Annotated in this window: 15 protein-coding genes; 8 read left to right on the forward strand and 7 right to left on the reverse strand. The window is 37.5% G+C overall.

Annotated features, from left to right (window positions below):
- Positions 1 to 50: 50 nt before the first annotated feature.
- From KO509_RS02440 to KO509_RS02450, 3 genes are all read right to left on the reverse strand, one after another.
- Positions 51 to 506: a Fur family transcriptional regulator gene (locus KO509_RS02440; RefSeq protein ID WP_215971699.1), complete on the reverse strand. Its 456-nt coding sequence runs from the start codon at positions 504 to 506 to the stop codon at positions 51 to 53.
- Positions 507 to 850: 344 nt separating this feature from the next.
- Positions 851 to 2,236, reverse strand: coding sequence for a 5-methyltetrahydrofolate--homocysteine methyltransferase (locus KO509_RS02445; RefSeq protein WP_215971700.1), 1,386 nt, complete (start codon positions 2,234 to 2,236; stop codon positions 851 to 853).
- A gap of 42 nt (positions 2,237 to 2,278) precedes the next feature.
- The gene (locus KO509_RS02450) at positions 2,279 to 4,687 is read right to left on the reverse strand and encodes a TonB-dependent receptor (RefSeq protein ID WP_215971701.1); all 2,409 of its coding nucleotides are present in this window, start codon (positions 4,685 to 4,687) and stop codon (positions 2,279 to 2,281) included.
- Between the two features lie 229 nt (positions 4,688 to 4,916).
- Between KO509_RS02450 and KO509_RS02455 the strand changes: the two genes are divergently transcribed.
- Positions 4,917 to 5,297, forward strand: a complete 381-nt coding sequence (locus KO509_RS02455) for a VOC family protein (protein ID WP_215971702.1) — start codon at positions 4,917 to 4,919, stop codon at positions 5,295 to 5,297.
- 79 nt (positions 5,298 to 5,376) lie between these two features.
- Here KO509_RS02455 and fghA read toward each other — a convergent pair whose 3' ends face one another.
- Positions 5,377 to 6,216, reverse strand: coding sequence for an S-formylglutathione hydrolase (fghA, locus tag KO509_RS02460; RefSeq protein WP_215971703.1), 840 nt, complete (start codon positions 6,214 to 6,216; stop codon positions 5,377 to 5,379).
- 73 nt (positions 6,217 to 6,289) lie between these two features.
- Positions 6,290 to 7,420, reverse strand: coding sequence for an S-(hydroxymethyl)glutathione dehydrogenase/class III alcohol dehydrogenase (locus tag KO509_RS02465; protein WP_215971704.1), 1,131 nt, complete (start codon positions 7,418 to 7,420; stop codon positions 6,290 to 6,292).
- 121 nt (positions 7,421 to 7,541) lie between these two features.
- Here KO509_RS02465 and KO509_RS02470 point away from each other — a divergent pair, with 121 nt between their 5' ends.
- Positions 7,542 to 8,408 carry a LysR family transcriptional regulator gene (locus tag KO509_RS02470; protein WP_289847516.1) on the forward strand — a complete coding sequence of 289 codons (867 nt, stop codon included), beginning with the start codon at positions 7,542 to 7,544 and terminating at the stop codon, positions 8,406 to 8,408.
- Between the two features lie 32 nt (positions 8,409 to 8,440).
- Here the strand turns inward: KO509_RS02470 and KO509_RS02475 are convergent, their stop codons facing one another.
- A complete protein-coding gene (locus tag KO509_RS02475; protein ID WP_215971706.1) occupies positions 8,441 to 8,758 on the reverse strand; it encodes a hypothetical protein in 318 nt (105 codons plus the stop codon).
- A gap of 245 nt (positions 8,759 to 9,003) precedes the next feature.
- Here KO509_RS02475 and KO509_RS02480 point away from each other — a divergent pair, with 245 nt between their 5' ends.
- From KO509_RS02480 to KO509_RS02490, 3 genes are all read left to right on the forward strand, one after another.
- A complete protein-coding gene (locus tag KO509_RS02480; protein WP_215971707.1) occupies positions 9,004 to 9,768 on the forward strand; it encodes a SapC family protein in 765 nt (254 codons plus the stop codon).
- A 135-nt stretch (positions 9,769 to 9,903) separates the two neighbouring features.
- Complete coding sequence (locus KO509_RS02485) at positions 9,904 to 10,503, forward strand: YjaG family protein (RefSeq protein WP_215971708.1); 600 nt, start codon at positions 9,904 to 9,906, stop codon at positions 10,501 to 10,503.
- 28 nt (positions 10,504 to 10,531) lie between these two features.
- Entirely contained in the window at positions 10,532 to 12,109 is a 1,578-nt protein-coding gene (locus tag KO509_RS02490) for a serine hydrolase (protein ID WP_215971709.1), read from the forward strand.
- A gap of 93 nt (positions 12,110 to 12,202) precedes the next feature.
- On the opposite strand, the gene rsmD is transcribed toward KO509_RS02490, so the two are convergent.
- Positions 12,203 to 12,787 (reverse strand): 16S rRNA (guanine(966)-N(2))-methyltransferase RsmD, encoded by a 585-nt coding sequence (gene rsmD, locus KO509_RS02495; protein WP_215971894.1) that lies wholly within the window; start codon positions 12,785 to 12,787, stop codon positions 12,203 to 12,205.
- 125 nt (positions 12,788 to 12,912) lie between these two features.
- Between rsmD and ftsY the strand changes: the two genes are divergently transcribed.
- From ftsY to ftsX, 3 genes are read left to right on the forward strand one after another with little or no spacing between them, the layout of a single operon-like run.
- Positions 12,913 to 14,475 carry a signal recognition particle-docking protein FtsY gene (gene ftsY, locus KO509_RS02500; RefSeq protein WP_354668410.1) on the forward strand — a complete coding sequence of 521 codons (1,563 nt, stop codon included), beginning with the start codon at positions 12,913 to 12,915 and terminating at the stop codon, positions 14,473 to 14,475.
- Positions 14,476 to 14,523: 48 nt separating this feature from the next.
- Positions 14,524 to 15,222, forward strand: coding sequence for a cell division ATP-binding protein FtsE (ftsE, locus tag KO509_RS02505; protein WP_215971710.1), 699 nt, complete (start codon positions 14,524 to 14,526; stop codon positions 15,220 to 15,222).
- Complete coding sequence (gene ftsX, locus KO509_RS02510) at positions 15,215 to 16,192, forward strand: permease-like cell division protein FtsX (protein ID WP_215971711.1); 978 nt, start codon at positions 15,215 to 15,217, stop codon at positions 16,190 to 16,192. The genes ftsE and ftsX overlap by 8 nt, the downstream gene beginning before the upstream one ends.
- Positions 16,193 to 16,450 lie beyond the last annotated feature (258 nt).

Raw genomic sequence — 16,450 nt, forward strand, 5'->3', positions numbered from 1 at the left:
AACTTCTTGCTAAGTCCCGTGGAGTAGTAATGGCTCTTACAATAACTAAGCTATTTTTCAGAGCAGCTATTACAAATACAGTTCATTTCTAGTTGCGGGCTAACGAGTTGAAAACCTGCATTCTCAATATTCTGTTTAAGTTCATCAATGGTCGATTTGTTGATAGTAATTTCTTTAACGTCATTACACGTACCACAAATTAAGAACTGCGGTACACCATGGGCGTGATCACAGGTGATATGCGCGCAGGCGATATATTTATTCGCTAAACTTAACTTATGTACTAAGTGTTCTTTTTCAAGAAATTCTAAAATGCGGTATACCGACATCGCAGGTATTTTTTCACCAAAATCTTTCTCAAATAAATCAATTAAATCATAGGCAGAAAGCGCTTTTTCCGATTGAATAAGAGAAAATAATACTTGTTTTCTTTTCGGTGTTAAACGGGTGCCGTGTTTTTTACAATACTGCTCTGCATGTACGATAATTTCGTCAACTTTATTCATTTTTTTATCTCAAACTAATTTCATTTATCGCGTTAAGTGTTGTCGAACCTTGTTCTATTTCTATAATATCATGATCTGCGTTTGGCTAATATTAGAGAATTTAAACACTGTAACAGTAATGACAGAGAACACCTTTATTTTTTTTCAACAGAATGGTGCTTTTTGATAAATTTCTGATGTTTGAGTTAACTTACTGATTATGTGTTTTGATAAAAAATGGTGAGAATAACAGAGAGGTTATCGCTTGTTATTGATTTCATGTAGGTAAGATTTAAATAAAAAGTAGAGACGCCATCATTGTCAGTGCCTCTACTTAACTTAGTATGGTGGATAATACTTAGTGATTAATGATCGTGTGCTTCTTCAGCAATACCTAACCAAGTTATAGCACTCGCAGAAAAACCTATTTCAATATCGTCTTCAATAGTCATTGTTGCTAAGTCTATTTGAAGGATATGTTTTGCAATAGGGTCGGCCACGTATACATGATCACCATTTTGAGCGGCAGTCATACTAAATGACATATCTTCAGGCATAGTAGAAATATCTTCTTCAGAAATATCTATACTAGTTACCAACTCCCAATGTGCTTCGCCATCATGTGAATGTGAATTTAGAATGTTAAGGTAGCCTGCGCTATCTAACACTAAAAAGTATTCTGCTTCATGTGAAAAAGCATAAGAAACTGCACTAACACCCTCAGCAAGTTGCCATTCAAGTTTTTCCATCGTGTTAACTTCAGGATTAATGGCGAATAGCGAACCACCAGCAACACCAATCAATGAGTCACTTTCTTCATGACCGTAGATACTACCTATACGAGAGCTACCTACTGATTCAATATTGGCAATTTTTACAGCTTCAAATTCACCATCATGTTCATGAGCAACTAAAACTCCGTCGGTACAACCAAAAGCAATGTAATCATCGTTTTGTGATGCGCCATGTAAGTCAGGACAAGTAATATCTAAAATTTGTTCTTGTTCATATTCATTGCCATGTAAATGATAAACAGCTACCTGATCAGGTAATGTACCTGCAGACGTAGTCTCAGTATCGTCACGACGAACAGTACTTAATAAATATTCATCATGAGCCAATGCTACACCGTGCATATTGATACTGTAATCAATATGCGGAAGTTCACTTGTTTCACCGCTAATATCAGTATCTTTTAACACTTCTACAGAGGCTGATACACCTGCATCGGCATCACCGTCATTAAATATAATCATTTCATCATCGCTTTTGATGATGTGGGTTGGGCTACTACCGTTTAATTGATAATCACTCATTACCGGTGCTTGTTGGTAATCGTGTAAATGCTCAACGTGATCTTCACGCCATAAGCCACTATCAATAAAGCCAACATAATCGTTATTTCTGCTGGCAATTACGGCAAAACGGTAACCCGCAGAAGCCGTTATAGCATTACCATCATAAATTAATGAAAATGTATCGAGTAGAGCACCGTCGTCTAAATCATATAAGGTTGTTGTATTACTTTCGGCAGATAACACCGCTAGTCGTCCCAATGATTCAATTGTATATTCGTCACCGTGATCATGGTCATCACCATCATCGTCATGATCATGGTCATGGTCATCGTTATCATCAGGTACTTCTATTGGATCTTTCTCAACAATCTTCGTTTCTGCATCGCCACAACCACTGAGAAATATTGCGGCTAAAGAGGCCGCAACTAGGTTAAGTTGAAATGATTTCTTCATAATGTATTTTCCTTAATTAAGTAAGTGTTATATGTTTTTAAACTAGAAGTAACCTCTGATACCGATAGCAAAGCTACGGCCCGGGCGAGGTGCAATATCTTTAATAAATGAAGTGTGCACCCTAGCTTCTGTGTCTGTTAGGTTGGTGCCTTTCAAGTACAGCGCAATATCATGATTCAATACTTCTAAATCGTAAGAAACACTGGCATCTACTAAGGTATAACCATCGGTTGAAGTTTCATTGATAGACGTGTTGTTTTGGTCCTGATAGCGAGTTATATCAAGATGTGCACTGATTTGTTCATTTTGATACTCGAATTGAGTACCAAATCTGAGCGGTGGTGTACGTGGTAAATCATCACCGTCTTTTACCTTAGCGCGAACATAATCTGAAAATGCTGTCGCTTTGAACGTATCATTTACTTGCCAAGCTACTTGTGCTTCGAAACCATGAAGTACTACGTCATCTGTTTGAAATAGGTAAACAGGTAGTTCAGTCTCTTCCTCATCATGATCGTGTCCATCGTCACCATGGTCATGACCACTTTCAGCATAAAGGCCAGTAAAGGTTTGATAATAGTAATTGTCTATTTGGTTGTAGAAAGCATTTAACACAAAGGCAACGTTCCCCTGTGTTTTTCTGAACGTTAAATCAATATTGTTAGCCGTTTCAAGGTCGATCACTTCATTTGATAAGCCAAGGGAAGTATTATCTTCATTAAGTGCAAATAACGACCCTATTTCATACGATCCTGTACCAATATGAGGACCAAATGACAATAACTCTGAAGCCGAAGGAGCACGTTCTGAACGTGAAATCGAAAGGCCTAAGTTATAACCTGGTGTAAATGCCCATACTAAGCCAGCCGATAAGCTTACCGGAGTGAATTTATGCTCTACTGCAAATACTTGTGTGCTGCTTGTTGTTTCATCATCGTGATCATGGTCATGAGCGTCTTCCTCTTCTGATTCATCATGCGAATGAGCGTCTAAACTAGGAAGCAGTACGTTATCAGCGGTTATTTTTACATGTTCAATACGAGCACCAAACTGCAGTAATACGTCACCAAAGTGCTTTTCTTGCATTAAAGCGAGTGCAATAGTTTGTGCTTCTGAAGGCGGAGTAAAAGCTTCTTCTCCTTCGGCTGATACATCACTGTCTTTAAAATGGAAGCTGATACCACCATTCCAGTCGTAGAAAGGGCTTTGAATAATATCAACTTTTACTTCTTGAGTTTGATTTTCAAAGATTGTGCCTATTTGACCCGCTTCTATTTCGGCATGTTCATAGTCAGTAAAGCCACTGGCAAATTTAACTTGTTTGACCCAGTCATTGTCAATATTAAACTCACCTAATAATTGAACGCGAGTTTGCTCTAAATCAGCATAAACATTTTCACTTTCATCGCCATGTGAGTGTCCAGGAACACCGTACTCACGGTTAAATTGCTCTACAGCAACACCAACATAGCCTTGATCAAACAAATAGCTTGTACCTAAGGTGAAACCATTTGATTTTTCAGCGCTGTTTTCAACAGTAAAATCACCGCTGTCATGATCATGATCATGTTCAGCATGCTCTTCTTCAGTTTCTAATTCGGCCTCAACAGGAACTTCATAATCATTTGACTCACGCCAATACCCATCAGCATAAAAACCAAATGAATCTGTCCCAGTTGTTAGGTTAAAAGAGGCTAATTTACGATCATCAGCAGAATTATTTTCAAGTAACCACTCACCTCGAGTAGTTGAGTCAGTAGGTACGCGTCCATCAACAACGTTGATTACACCGCCAACGGCTCCGCTGCCATAAAATAAGGTTGCTGGGCCGCGCAGTACTTCAATTTGTTGTGCAGTAGAAGCTTCTGAAGCAACTGAGTGATCGGGACCAACTCTTGACACATCGCTGGCATCTAAGCCATTTTGTGCAATCATTACGCGTGGACCACTTAAGCCACGAATAATAGGGGTACTAGCAACATTGCCATGAAAGTTACTTTGAACTCCAGGCAGCTTTTCCAGACTATCACCTAATGTTGAAGCTTGTTGACGGCGTAGTGCATCACCGGCAAGTACACTAACGGGGGCTGCTGATTCCATTACTGACATATGAATAGGCGTCGCAACAATGTCTATTACTTCAATGGGAGATCGTGTTAATACAAGTGTTAAAGGGTTGGTTTTATCGTCTGATAATATTATGTCTTGATGAAGATGAGCAAAACCTTCCGCAGATATGTGGATTTCATTTTTACCAGAAGCTAGATCATGAAAAATAAAACGGCCGTTTTTATCAGTGGTCGTTGCAGCGCCAGTTCCTTCAACTCTAACCGTAGCACCAGCGATAGATTTACCATTATCATTTTTTACTTCGCCTTGGATCGTTTGTGCCAACAGACTAGTAGGTAAAAGCAAACCAATAATGGCCGCTATTCCTGAGATTTTAAACATTACATACTCCAGTGTTATTTTTTGATTACCCTTAATTAATGATATGTTATATCATAACTACTACTGGTGCAATATCATTAGATTAAAACCTTATTGGTTATTTTTTTTGTTTTACAAATATGTCATTTCAACTTGGTTGTGATGTTTTAAATATTATGAAGATGATTAGCGTGCTTAATAAAATAAGTGCTATTCTTTGGCTGAAATTTCATAACAAAGAGAAAGCTACATGTTTAGTCATATCATGATAGGTGCAAACGATGTACAAGCATCAAAAGTGTTTTACGATGCAATTTTAGGGGAGTTAGGTCATAAGCCGGGGGTTTTTGACGACTTAGGTAGATGCTTTTACTTTACTGATACAGGGATTTTTGCTTTAACGAAACCTATTGATGGTAATGAAGCTAGCCATGGTAATGGCTCTACCATTGGTTTTGCTGCAACATCTCCTGAACAAGTTAATGCGTGGCATGCCGCTGGCTTAGTTAATGGTGGTGCTGTTTGTGAAGACGCGCCAGGTGTAAGAGAAGGTGGCGTTGGTAAGCTTTATCTTGCTTATCTTAAAGATCCATCAGGCAATAAAGTGTGTGCTTTATACCGAATGGGCTAAGACGGCAGCATAAATTACAAATGTGGCTTACTGCATTAAACAAAAGCCACATTTGTACTGGTTTAATAGTTATCAATAACTATAACTTGAGATAGCTAGCGTGAAAACGCAAATGTTCTTCAATAAAGCTCGCAATAAAATAGTAGCTATGATCATAACCTTCGTGCATGTGTAAATCTAAAGGGTAGCCACTTGCTTTTGCTGCTAGTTCTAACATTTCTGGTTTTAATTGCTCTATTAGAAAATTATCTGCTCCACCTTGATCGACTCTTGCAGGAACAAATTTCTGTGCTTGTCGCATTAACTCGCTAGCGTCATGTTGTTGCCATTTTTCTTTGTTTTTCCCTAAGTAAGCGGTAAAAGCTTTTTGTCCCCACGGACAATTGATAGGATTACAAATAGGGCTAAACGCCGACATTGAACTGTAACGCTCAGGGTTTAGCATTGCGATGGTTAGTGCACCATGTCCACCCATAGAGTGTCCAGCAATTGCACGTTTATGGCTAACAGGAAACGTAGACTCTATCAATGAAGGAAGCTCGTTAACAATATAATCATACATTTGATAATGACTATGCCACGGTGCTTGAGTTGCATTCACATAAAAACCAGCGCCTTGACCTAAATCATAACCTTCATCATCGGCAACATTGTGTCCTCTAGGACTAGTATCAGGAGCAACAATAGCAATACCTAATTCGGCAGCTATACGTTGAGCTCCCGCTTTTTGCATAAAATTTTCATCAGAGCATGTTAGTCCAGAAAGCCAATATAATACGGGAACCTTGTCACCATTTGATGCTTGTGGTGGCAAATAAATTGCAAATCGCATATCACAATTTAATGTTGTTGATGGGTGACTATATTGCTTATGCCAACCGCCAAAGCTTTTGTTTACACTTAAATTTTCAATGGTCATGATAAAACCTTACTAGACCGTTCTTTTATTTTACACAACAAAAGAACGGACAAATGTGACTAAAATAAAACAACTATTTAGCGAAATGAATAACACTGCGAATACTCTCGCCTTTATGCATCAAGTCAAACGAGTCATTAATTTCCTCAAGGCTCATGGTGTGAGTAATAAAATCACTTAATTTGAATTCACCCGCTAAATAACGTTCAACATAGTCAGGTAATTCTGTACGACCTTTAACGCCACCAAAAGCAGTACCACGCCATACACGCCCAGTAACTAATTGGAATGGGCGAGTTGAAATTTCTTGTCCTGCGCCAGCTACACCAATAATAACTGATTCACCCCAACCTTTATGACAACACTCTAATGCAGAACGCATTAAATTCACATTACCTACACATTCAAACGAGTAATCAACACCACCATCGGTTAATTCAACAATAACGTCTTGAATAGGTTGGTCGAAGTTTTTAGGGTTAATACAATCGGTAGCACCTAACTTTTTCGCTAATTCAAATTTACTTTCGTTAATATCAATAACAATAATACGACTGGCTTTTGCCATGGTTGCACCAATAACGGCAGAAAGACCAATACCACCTAGGCCAAAAATAGCGACAGTAGCGCCTTCTTCAACTTTTGCTGTATTCATCACCGCACCCATGCCGGTGGTAACACCACAACCTAATAAGCATACTTCCTCTAATGGTGCTTCTTTATTAACTTTTGCTAATGATATTTCAGGTAATACAGTGTATTCAGAAAAGGTAGAGCAGCCCATATAATGAAAAATTGGTTGTCCGTCTTTATAAAAGCGGGTTGTGCCGTCAGGCATTAAGCCCTTACCTTGAGTTTCTCTTATTTTTTGACAAAGGTTAGTTTTACCAGATAAACAAAACTTACATTCACGACATTCTGGTGTGTATAGCGGAATAACATGATCGCCGACACTAACACTTGTTACGCCTTCACCTACTTGCTCAACAATACCACCGCCCTCATGGCCTAAAACAACAGGAAAAATACCTTCTGGATCTTCGCCTGATAAAGTAAAAGCATCGGTATGACATACGCCAGAGGCTATCACCTTAACTAATACTTCGCCTTTCTTAGGCAGCATTACATCGATTTCTTCAATTGACAGAGCTTGTTTAGGACCCCAGGCAATAGCGGCTTTTGATTTAATAAATTGATCTGACATTTTGATTCTCACAGCTTTGTTGATGATTGTTGAATAGCGAAACTAATAGCTATTATATTTGTTTCTTCAGTGATGATAATATATGTTTTTTGTAAATCACTTTTACATATAGGTAACAATGATGAAGTGGGAAGGCATTAGTGAATTTGTTCATGTTGCAGAAACAGAGAGTTTTACGCAAGCCTCAAAAAAAATGGCTATTTCTACTGCGCAAGTGAGCCGACAAGTGAGTGCGCTAGAAGTGCGCCTTGATACAAAACTATTTTATCGCACCACACGTAAGGTTTCATTAACCGAAGAAGGGCGTATTTTTTATCAGCATTGTCGTAGTGTTCTTGACGGTTTAGATGAAGCCGAACGCGCTATTTCTAACTTGCAATCAAGACCCCATGGAAAAATTAAACTCACAGCGCCAACCACTTATGGCGAACAAAAGATCATGCCCTTGGTAAATGATTTTGTGAAAAAATACGGTGATGTAGAAGTTTATGCAAACCTAAGCAATCAAAAAATAGACTTGGTAGAAGAAGGCTATGATTTGGCCATTCGTCTTGGTAAATTACCTGATTCAACCATGATGGCTAAAAAATTAGGTAAGCGAACAAATTACCTTTGTGCTTCGCCAGCTTACTTGAATCAGTATGGGGTACCACACTCTTTATCTGAGCTTAGTAAGCATAGCTGCTTATTGGGTACGTTAGATTATTGGCACTTTAGTGATGACGGAAAAGAAAAAAATATCCGAGTTACCGGAAGGTTACGTTATAACAGTGGATATAGCCTAGTAGATGCAGCACTAAAAGGATTAGGGATTGTACAGCTCCCCGACTATTACGTGCAGCAGTACTTGCAAAACGGCCAACTTATTTCAGTGCTAGATAATATGAGAGAGCTTGATGAAGGCATATGGGCACTTTATCCTCACAACCGCCATTTATCACCCAAAATTAGGTTACTGGTTGAATACTTGTCAACACATCTAACTTAGTTATAAAATTTGGGCGCTCAGCGGGTATCTCGTTATCTTCTTTTTGGCATATATTTAGGATGCAAAGATAAGTAATCACACCAGGTACTAAAATTACTAAAATTAAAGCGTGGATCTGTTGCGTTATACCAAGTTGAAGGTTGATTAGCTTGTAAGCGAAAATATATTTTATGTCCATCAATAGCAACATAACAAATTAAAGTTTCTAAGGTATTGTTTTTAATTTGTATTTCAGCTAAATTTCGGTCGTTACGTTGATGTATAAGTGAGAATTTAGGTTGGGAAAATGCTGAGGTTGCTAATACTAACATAGTAAAAGAAACCAATATTTTAACTATGTTATTAACCATGATAACCTACCTTAAACATAAATTAGTCCTTATTTTATAATAAGTTTTTTAAATAATTAGTAGAAAATTAAATTTTTAGTAAATTATTTTAAATTTGGCATTGAAAGCTAAAACAGCTGCCTCCATAACTTACTTATACCGAAAAGAACACAGTAATTAAATTCACTGATTCAATTACATTATTACAAACGTGCCCCTATATTTAAACAGTGTATAAATAGTAGCACCAAACAAGAGAATAAATCATGGCGAATTTCGTTCCAGTAAGAAAAGAACAACATCAAAACTTAAAAATTTCTAATACACGCAATATTTCACACGTAGCTGGACAAAATATTATTCCTGTTGCTGCAGCTGAGTATGCACAATCATCTGCAAGCTTCCCTCTTGTTTTTGTTAAAAACCCAGATTCTGAGCGTTTCCGTAGTGTTGCTATGCTAGGTTTAGAAGCAGGCGAGAACTTATTTTTACAAGATGATAAGTGGACAGCTTTATCAATGCCGCAAAGCATTTCAATGGTTCCTTTTTCACTAGGCTTAGATCCTGACAAAGAAAACACATTAACAGCTTGTATTGATGTTGAGAGTGAATTCGTAGGTGAAGATAAAGATTTAGCATTGTTTGAAGAAGATGGTAAAGAGTCTGAAGTACTTGTTAATGTACAAAAAGCATTAGGCCGTTTATACGACAACGAAAGAATGACAGAAAACTTCATCAAAGAATTGCAAGAAAATGACTTACTGCAAGAAATTGAGCTAAACATTACTTTAGCAGCTGGTGAGAAAAAGAAATTAATCGGTATATTTACTATTAATGAAGAAAAAGTTAAAAACTTATCAGATGATAAAGTACTAGATTTCCACAAACGTGGTTTATTTGTACCAATTTATTCAATGTTAGGTTCGTTATCGCAAGTTAACAATTTAGTTAAATTACGTAACCTTTCTTCTGAAGTGAAAGTATCAAACGTACAAATTCTTCCTGTTCAAGAAGCTGCTGCAGAAAGCTAATTTCACATGAATAGTTAATATTAAAAAAGGAGCTTGTGCTCCTTTTTTGCTTCTATTGCTAAAAAATACACCTCCACTAAAGAGGGCAGCTCATTTATAATGGTTGTCTTGCTGTGATCATAAATGAGAAAAAATTTGGCTATACATCTCCCTTTTGAAAAATTAAGTCATTGGCAACAAGTCGCCTTTGCTAGCGCACTATTAGAGCGCATGTTACCCAATTATCAAATGTTCAGTGAAAGTAGTCAGTTTGGTGATTATGCCATTTTGAGAAATCAACTTGATTTAGTTTGGCAGTGGTTAGATAAAAACCACGCAATTAAAATCAATGTTAATGCGCAACTGAATAAATTAGAAGAACAAACGCCTGATCCAGAAGCCTTTGACTTTTTTGGTGTTTTCCCAGCTCTTGATGTTTGTATGGCAATGATGTCTTTATTACAGCTAATACAATCTAATGGTAAAGACAAAGAGCATGAAGATATAACCAGTATTAGTCGTTTATCGCATAACAGCGTCAATTACTACGTTGAGCTGTTACTGCTTGATGAAGGCGTAACTGATGTTCAAGCTGCTGAAGTAAACGAGCATCCTTTATCGGTTTGGGAAAAAGAAACCCAAGATGAACTCTTTGACTTTTTAAAGCTTGCTGCAGAAAACAAACGCTCATGTCAGTTAGCTAAAGAAATGGTTTTATCTGAAGGCTTATCTAACCTTGGTATTGAAATAGTATAATTTAGTCTACAAAAATTTAGGTACACACATGAACTTAATACAGAAAACGCTGACAGTATTAGTGTTGTTTTCATCTTTGACGGCTCAAGCAACTAGCCAGATAGAAAAAATTAACAATATTGAAGCAACAATCAAAAAAGCAATGAAAACCTTTCAAGTGCCTGGTGTTGCGGTCGCAATTATCAAAGACAACAATGTTGTTATGAGCAAGGGCTTTGGTGTTATTGAAGCGGGCGAAAGCGATAAAGTGACACCTGATACTTTATTTGGTATCGCATCAAACACCAAAGCGATGACGGCGGCAATTTTGGCAAGCTTAGTTGATGAAGGTAAGCTAACTTGGAAAACTAAGGTGATTGATATAATCCCTGAATTTCAAATGCCTGATCCTTACGTTACCCGAGAATTCACCATTATCGATTTATTATCACATAACTCTGGTTTAGGTAAAGGTGCTGGCGATTTAATGATTTGGCCACAAACCACCTTAACTAACGCTGATGTAATTAAAGGCTTAAAACACTTACCACAAGTGTCTAGTTTTCGTAGTGAGTTTGCTTACGACAACTTAATGTATGTTATTGCTGGTGAAATTATTGCTAAATTAACTTCAATGACATGGCAAGAAGCTATTCAAGCGCGAATTTTTACACCATTAGGTATGACTAATACTCGACCAACATTTTCTCTCATTCCTAAGAATAACCACAATGTTGCACGAGCTCATGTGCCAATGGAAGGTGAGTTAACTGTTGTTGGCGGTAATTTTTTAGAAAAATTTACTTCTGCTGGTGCAGTTGCCTCAAGTGTTAGCGACATGACCTTATGGTTAAAAGCATTGTTAAACAAAGGCGCATATACAAATAGCGCTAATCAAGAAGCACGTTTATTTTCAGCAGAGCAAAGCACTGCCATGTGGCAAGCGCGTACCATTTTACCTGTGTCTGCCGCTGATACTAAACAAGATAAAACTCACTTTGCTGCTTATGGCTTAGGTTGGTTTTTAAAAGACTATCATGGTGTTAAATTAATCCATCATAGTGGTGGTATCTTGGGTATGGTGTCAAAAGTTGTTGTAGTACCAGAAGAAAACTTAGCCATGGTTATCTTAACTAATCAGCAATCAGGCGATGCATTTAATGCTATTTATTTAGAAATATTAAATGAGTACCTAGAGCTAACACCTAAAGATTGGGTAACCTATTTTCACGATAAACGAGAAGCTCAAAAAGCGAAAGAAACCGTTCGATTAGCCAAAGCAGCAGATGTCGTTAACAAAAACTCGTCTCACTCATTACGATTAAAAGCATACGCACAAATGTATACTGATAATTGGTATGGTGATATTAATGTTACTTATAAAAATAACCAGCTTAATATGCAATTTACTAATACACCTGAATTGAAAGGTAAGTTAGAGCATTATCAGTACAATACCTTTATTGTACGTTGGGATGATAGAAGTCTTGAAGCTGACGCTTTTGTTAATTTTCACTTGAATGAAGTTGGTGAAATTGAATATGTCACAATGAAAGCTGTGTCTAATGCCACAGACTTTAGTTTTGACTTTCATGACCTTAAGCTAAGACCTAACGTTAAAAACTAAAGGCCTTTAGCTGTAATTCAGTAACAAGTGCAATAAAGCACTTGTTACTGCTCAATAAACAATAGTGAATAAAAACTCACTATTGTTTATTTGTTAACTATTTTGATATAAACGATAAGCAACTTGTCCGGCAATTTTTTCTTTTAATAGCTGCCAATTGCTAGGTAATGCTTGATCACTTTCCGCTTCCATTTCTACATAAATAAGCGCTTGTTCGCTCAACCAACCCTGGTTTAATAGCTCACAAGTTTGTGAAATTAAGTTTTGTCGAAAAGGGGGATCAATAAAAACCACATCAAATTTCACCGGTGTTTGAGTTTTTAAAAACGCCAAGGTGTCTGTATTAGATACCACAATATCGTCAGACTTCAGCAATTGCTTATTCGCCGATAATTGTTTAGCTGCCGCTTTGTTCAGTTCCATTAAATGAACGTTAGCAGCTCCACGAGAAAGCGCCTCAAAACCTAGGCTACCTGCACCGGCAAAGCAATCTAAACAGTTTGCACCATGAATATAAGGCATTAACCAATTAAAGAGCGTTTCTTTCACACGGTCTGCTGTTGGCCTTAAGCCCTCTGCTGCTAATACTGGTAATTTTCGACCTTTATGCTTACCAGCAATAATACGAATGCTGCCTGATGCAGCCTTTTTCTTTTGTTGTTTTTTACCTTGACTCATATCGCTGACAGTTATCATTATTAATGCTAATATAGCGGCAATTTTACACCATAATGATATCCAAGCGAACTGAAACCTTTAGTTGAATTCGTTTAGATACAGCAATTACTCTTAGGTCAAATAAAGTGTCTAAAAAGAAAAAAGGTATGTTTGGGTGGCTAGGTTTTGGCCGAAAAGCAAAAGAAGAAACTGTTGATGAAAATAATACGCCTGCAGAACAAGCAGCTATAGAATCAGAAACTATTGATAAAAAAGAAGTTAATGAAGCTGGTGACGTTAGTGTTACTGAGGAAGTTGTTGCTAAGGCAGAAGTAAAGGTTGAAGATATTCTGCCAGAGCCAGAGCCAGAGCCAGAGCCAGAGCCAGAGCCAGAGCCAGAGCCAGAGCCAGAGCCAGAGCCAGAGCCAGAGCCAGAGCCGCTCACACATAAGGAAATAGAGCCAGAGCCGCTCACACCTGCGGAAATAGAGCCACAGTCAGAGTTGCTCACTCCTAAGGAAGTAGTACCAGAGCCTATTACAGCCAAAGCTGTGGAGCTAGAACCGGTCACGCCAAAGGAAGTAGAACCTGAGTCTTTTACACCGGAAGAAGTAGCGGCAGAATTACCAGTCTCTACCGAAGTTGAATTGCCTGTTTCTGAAGAAGTGATAGCAACAACTGAGCCGCTTGATGAATCAGCAGATGAACCTGAAATATTAGAAACGCCTGAGGCAGTTGAAGTTCCAGCTGTTATTGAAGAAGAGAAAACAGAAGAGAAAAAAGAAGAGAAACTTGGCTTTTTTGCTCGACTGAAAAAAGGTTTAAGTAAAACACGCCAAAATTTAGGTGGTGGTTTATTTGACCTGTTCCGAGGCAAGCAAATTGATGATGATTTATTTGAAGAGCTAGAAACTCAATTACTATTGGCTGATATTGGTATTGAAACTACCATGAAAATTATTGACTCGTTAACGCAAAGTGCTAATCGTAAGCAGTTAAAAGATGCTGAAGCGCTTTACGAGTTATTAAAAGTAGAGTTAAAAAAGGTTATTGAAAAAGTTGATCAACCATTAGTTATCCCTGACAGTGATGGACCATTTGTGATGTTAATGGTTGGTGTTAACGGCGTTGGTAAAACAACAACCATTGGTAAGCTAGCAAAACAATTTCAAGCCGAAGGTAAATCGGTTATGTTAGCAGCAGGTGATACTTTTAGAGCTGCCGCAGTAGAACAATTACAAGTATGGGGCGAACGTAATAATATTCCCGTTATTGCTCAACATACCGGTGCTGATAGCGCATCAGTAATTTTTGATGCAATAAGTGCTGCTAAAGCACGTAAAATAGATGTTATTATTGCTGATACAGCAGGGCGTTTACAAAATAAAGCACACCTAATGGAAGAGCTTAAAAAAGTTGTTAGAGTAATGAAAAAACTCGATGTAAATGCTCCTCACGAAGTTATGCTAACCCTTGATGCTGGCACAGGTCAAAATGCCTTAAGTCAAACTAAGTTATTTGATGAAGCCGTTGGTTTAACTGGCTTAACCGTTACTAAATTAGACGGAACAGCTAAAGGTGGTGTGGTCTTTGCCATTGCGGATAAACATAATATTCCAATTCGCTATTTAGGTGTTGGTGAAGGTATTGATGATCTTCGTCCATTTAATGGTAATGATTTTATTGATGCTTTGTTTGTGAAAGAGTAATAAACTAAAACAAGACTTCTTTAAAAATATGCTTAAAAAACAATAATTATGATTAGCTTTAGCCATGTAAACAAAACTTATCCTGGTGGTTTTCTTGCTTTAAAACAAGTGAACTTCGAGCTACAAGCCGGTGAAATGGCCTTTCTAACAGGTCATTCAGGTGCAGGTAAAAGTACGCTCCTAAAGCTAATCTCTATGATGGAAAAACCAAGTTCGGGTAGTATATTGGTTAACAACACCGAACTTGCTAGCATTACTTATAATCAAATTCCTTATGTTCGACGTGGCATAGGCATGATTTTTCAAAGTCATAACCTACTTAAAGACCGAACCGTTTTTGATAATGTAGCCTTACCATTAATTATTGAAGGCGTTAGCCACCGAGAAATTAAAAAACGTGTTGAAACTGCGCTAGATAAAGTACATTTAAGTGCAAAACTAAAGTGTTTTCCTCATATGTTGTCAGGTGGAGAACAACAGCGGGTTGGCATTGCTCGCGCTATTGTTAATAAACCACCCATTCTGCTTGCTGATGAACCTACTGGTAACTTAGATCCAAAATTATCCCTTGATATTATTCGCCTCTTTGAAGAATTTAATGCCGCCGGTGTTACGGTACTTATTGCAACACATGATCTTGGCTTAATTGCTCGCATGAGATATCGCACCTTAACATTAAAAGAAGGTACCATGATTAATGATGGTATTGTTGATGGTTTACAGGCACAAGGAGCGGCTTATGAGTAACAACTTACACTCAAGTGGATTAAGTCAACGAACTTCATTTTTAAGAAGCTTATTAACCTTACCTATTCGTCACTTACAACAAGCTGTGGGCAGTTTAGGTGACTTATGGCGAACACCTTTTACCTCAGTAATGACCGTGTTTGTCTTAGGTATTAGCTTAGCCTTACCAGCAACATTACATTTGTTTGTAAAAAATGCTCAGCAAGTGAGTGAACAATGGGACAGTGCATCACAAATCACGCTTTTTTTAAAATTATCCACCACAGAAAAAAGTGCAGAGAACCTAGTAAAACGTATTAAGTTATATTCGGAAGTGAGTGACGTTCGCTATATTTCTGCTCAGCAAGCGCTGAAAGAGTTTAAAATATTATCTGGTTTTGGCGAATCGTTAGAATATTTGAATGAAAATCCTTTGCCAGCAACTATTTTAGTCTCGCCTACCGAGCGTTCTAGTCAAGCCAGTGCCGCCAATGAATTATTAGCAAAACTAAAACAAGAACGTGAAGTTGATCAAGGTAAACTTGATTTAGAATGGCTAACACGCCTAGAAGCTGTAGCACGTCTTATAGAAGATATTGTGATTGGCGTTGCTTTGCTATTATGTATGTCGGTGGTATTAATTGTAGGTAACACTATTCGCTTAGCAATTTTGAACCAAAAAGATGCGATTGCTGTAATGAAACTTGTTGGCGCAACAGACAGCTTTATCCAAAGACCTTTTCTGTATAGTGGCATGTGGTATGGGGTTTTTGGCGGATTATTATCGTGTTTATCAGTCGCAATATTGGCGCAATATTTAACTGGCTCTATCAGTGAATTAACCGATTTATATCAAAGTAATTTCCAATTACAGGGCTTAGCATTTAATGAAGCTTTATTGCTGATAGCGATAGCGGTTATTTTAGGTTTAGCAGGTAGCTATATCTCTGTACGTAAACATATTCGTGCTATTGAACCTAACGCAGAATAATCTTGATTTCACACATTATTCGTTATTAAGTTATCTTTATGTTTTTTAAATAAAAAACCGATAAAACACACTTTTTAACAAATATTTCATAAAATTAATGAAAGTTCATCTTGTTTTGCCCTATCTATTAAGATAATGTTTATGCTCGCTCAAGGTTGCTAGCAAGGCATCTATAGTTAACTAGCTTCATTTATGTTATAATTTCGAGTGAAGAAATCTTTTTTAAGTAAAAAAATTTGGTAAAAAACAGAGGTTATT

Source organism: Colwellia sp. C2M11 (assembly GCF_018860915.1).
Classification (GTDB): domain Bacteria; phylum Pseudomonadota; class Gammaproteobacteria; order Enterobacterales; family Alteromonadaceae; genus Colwellia.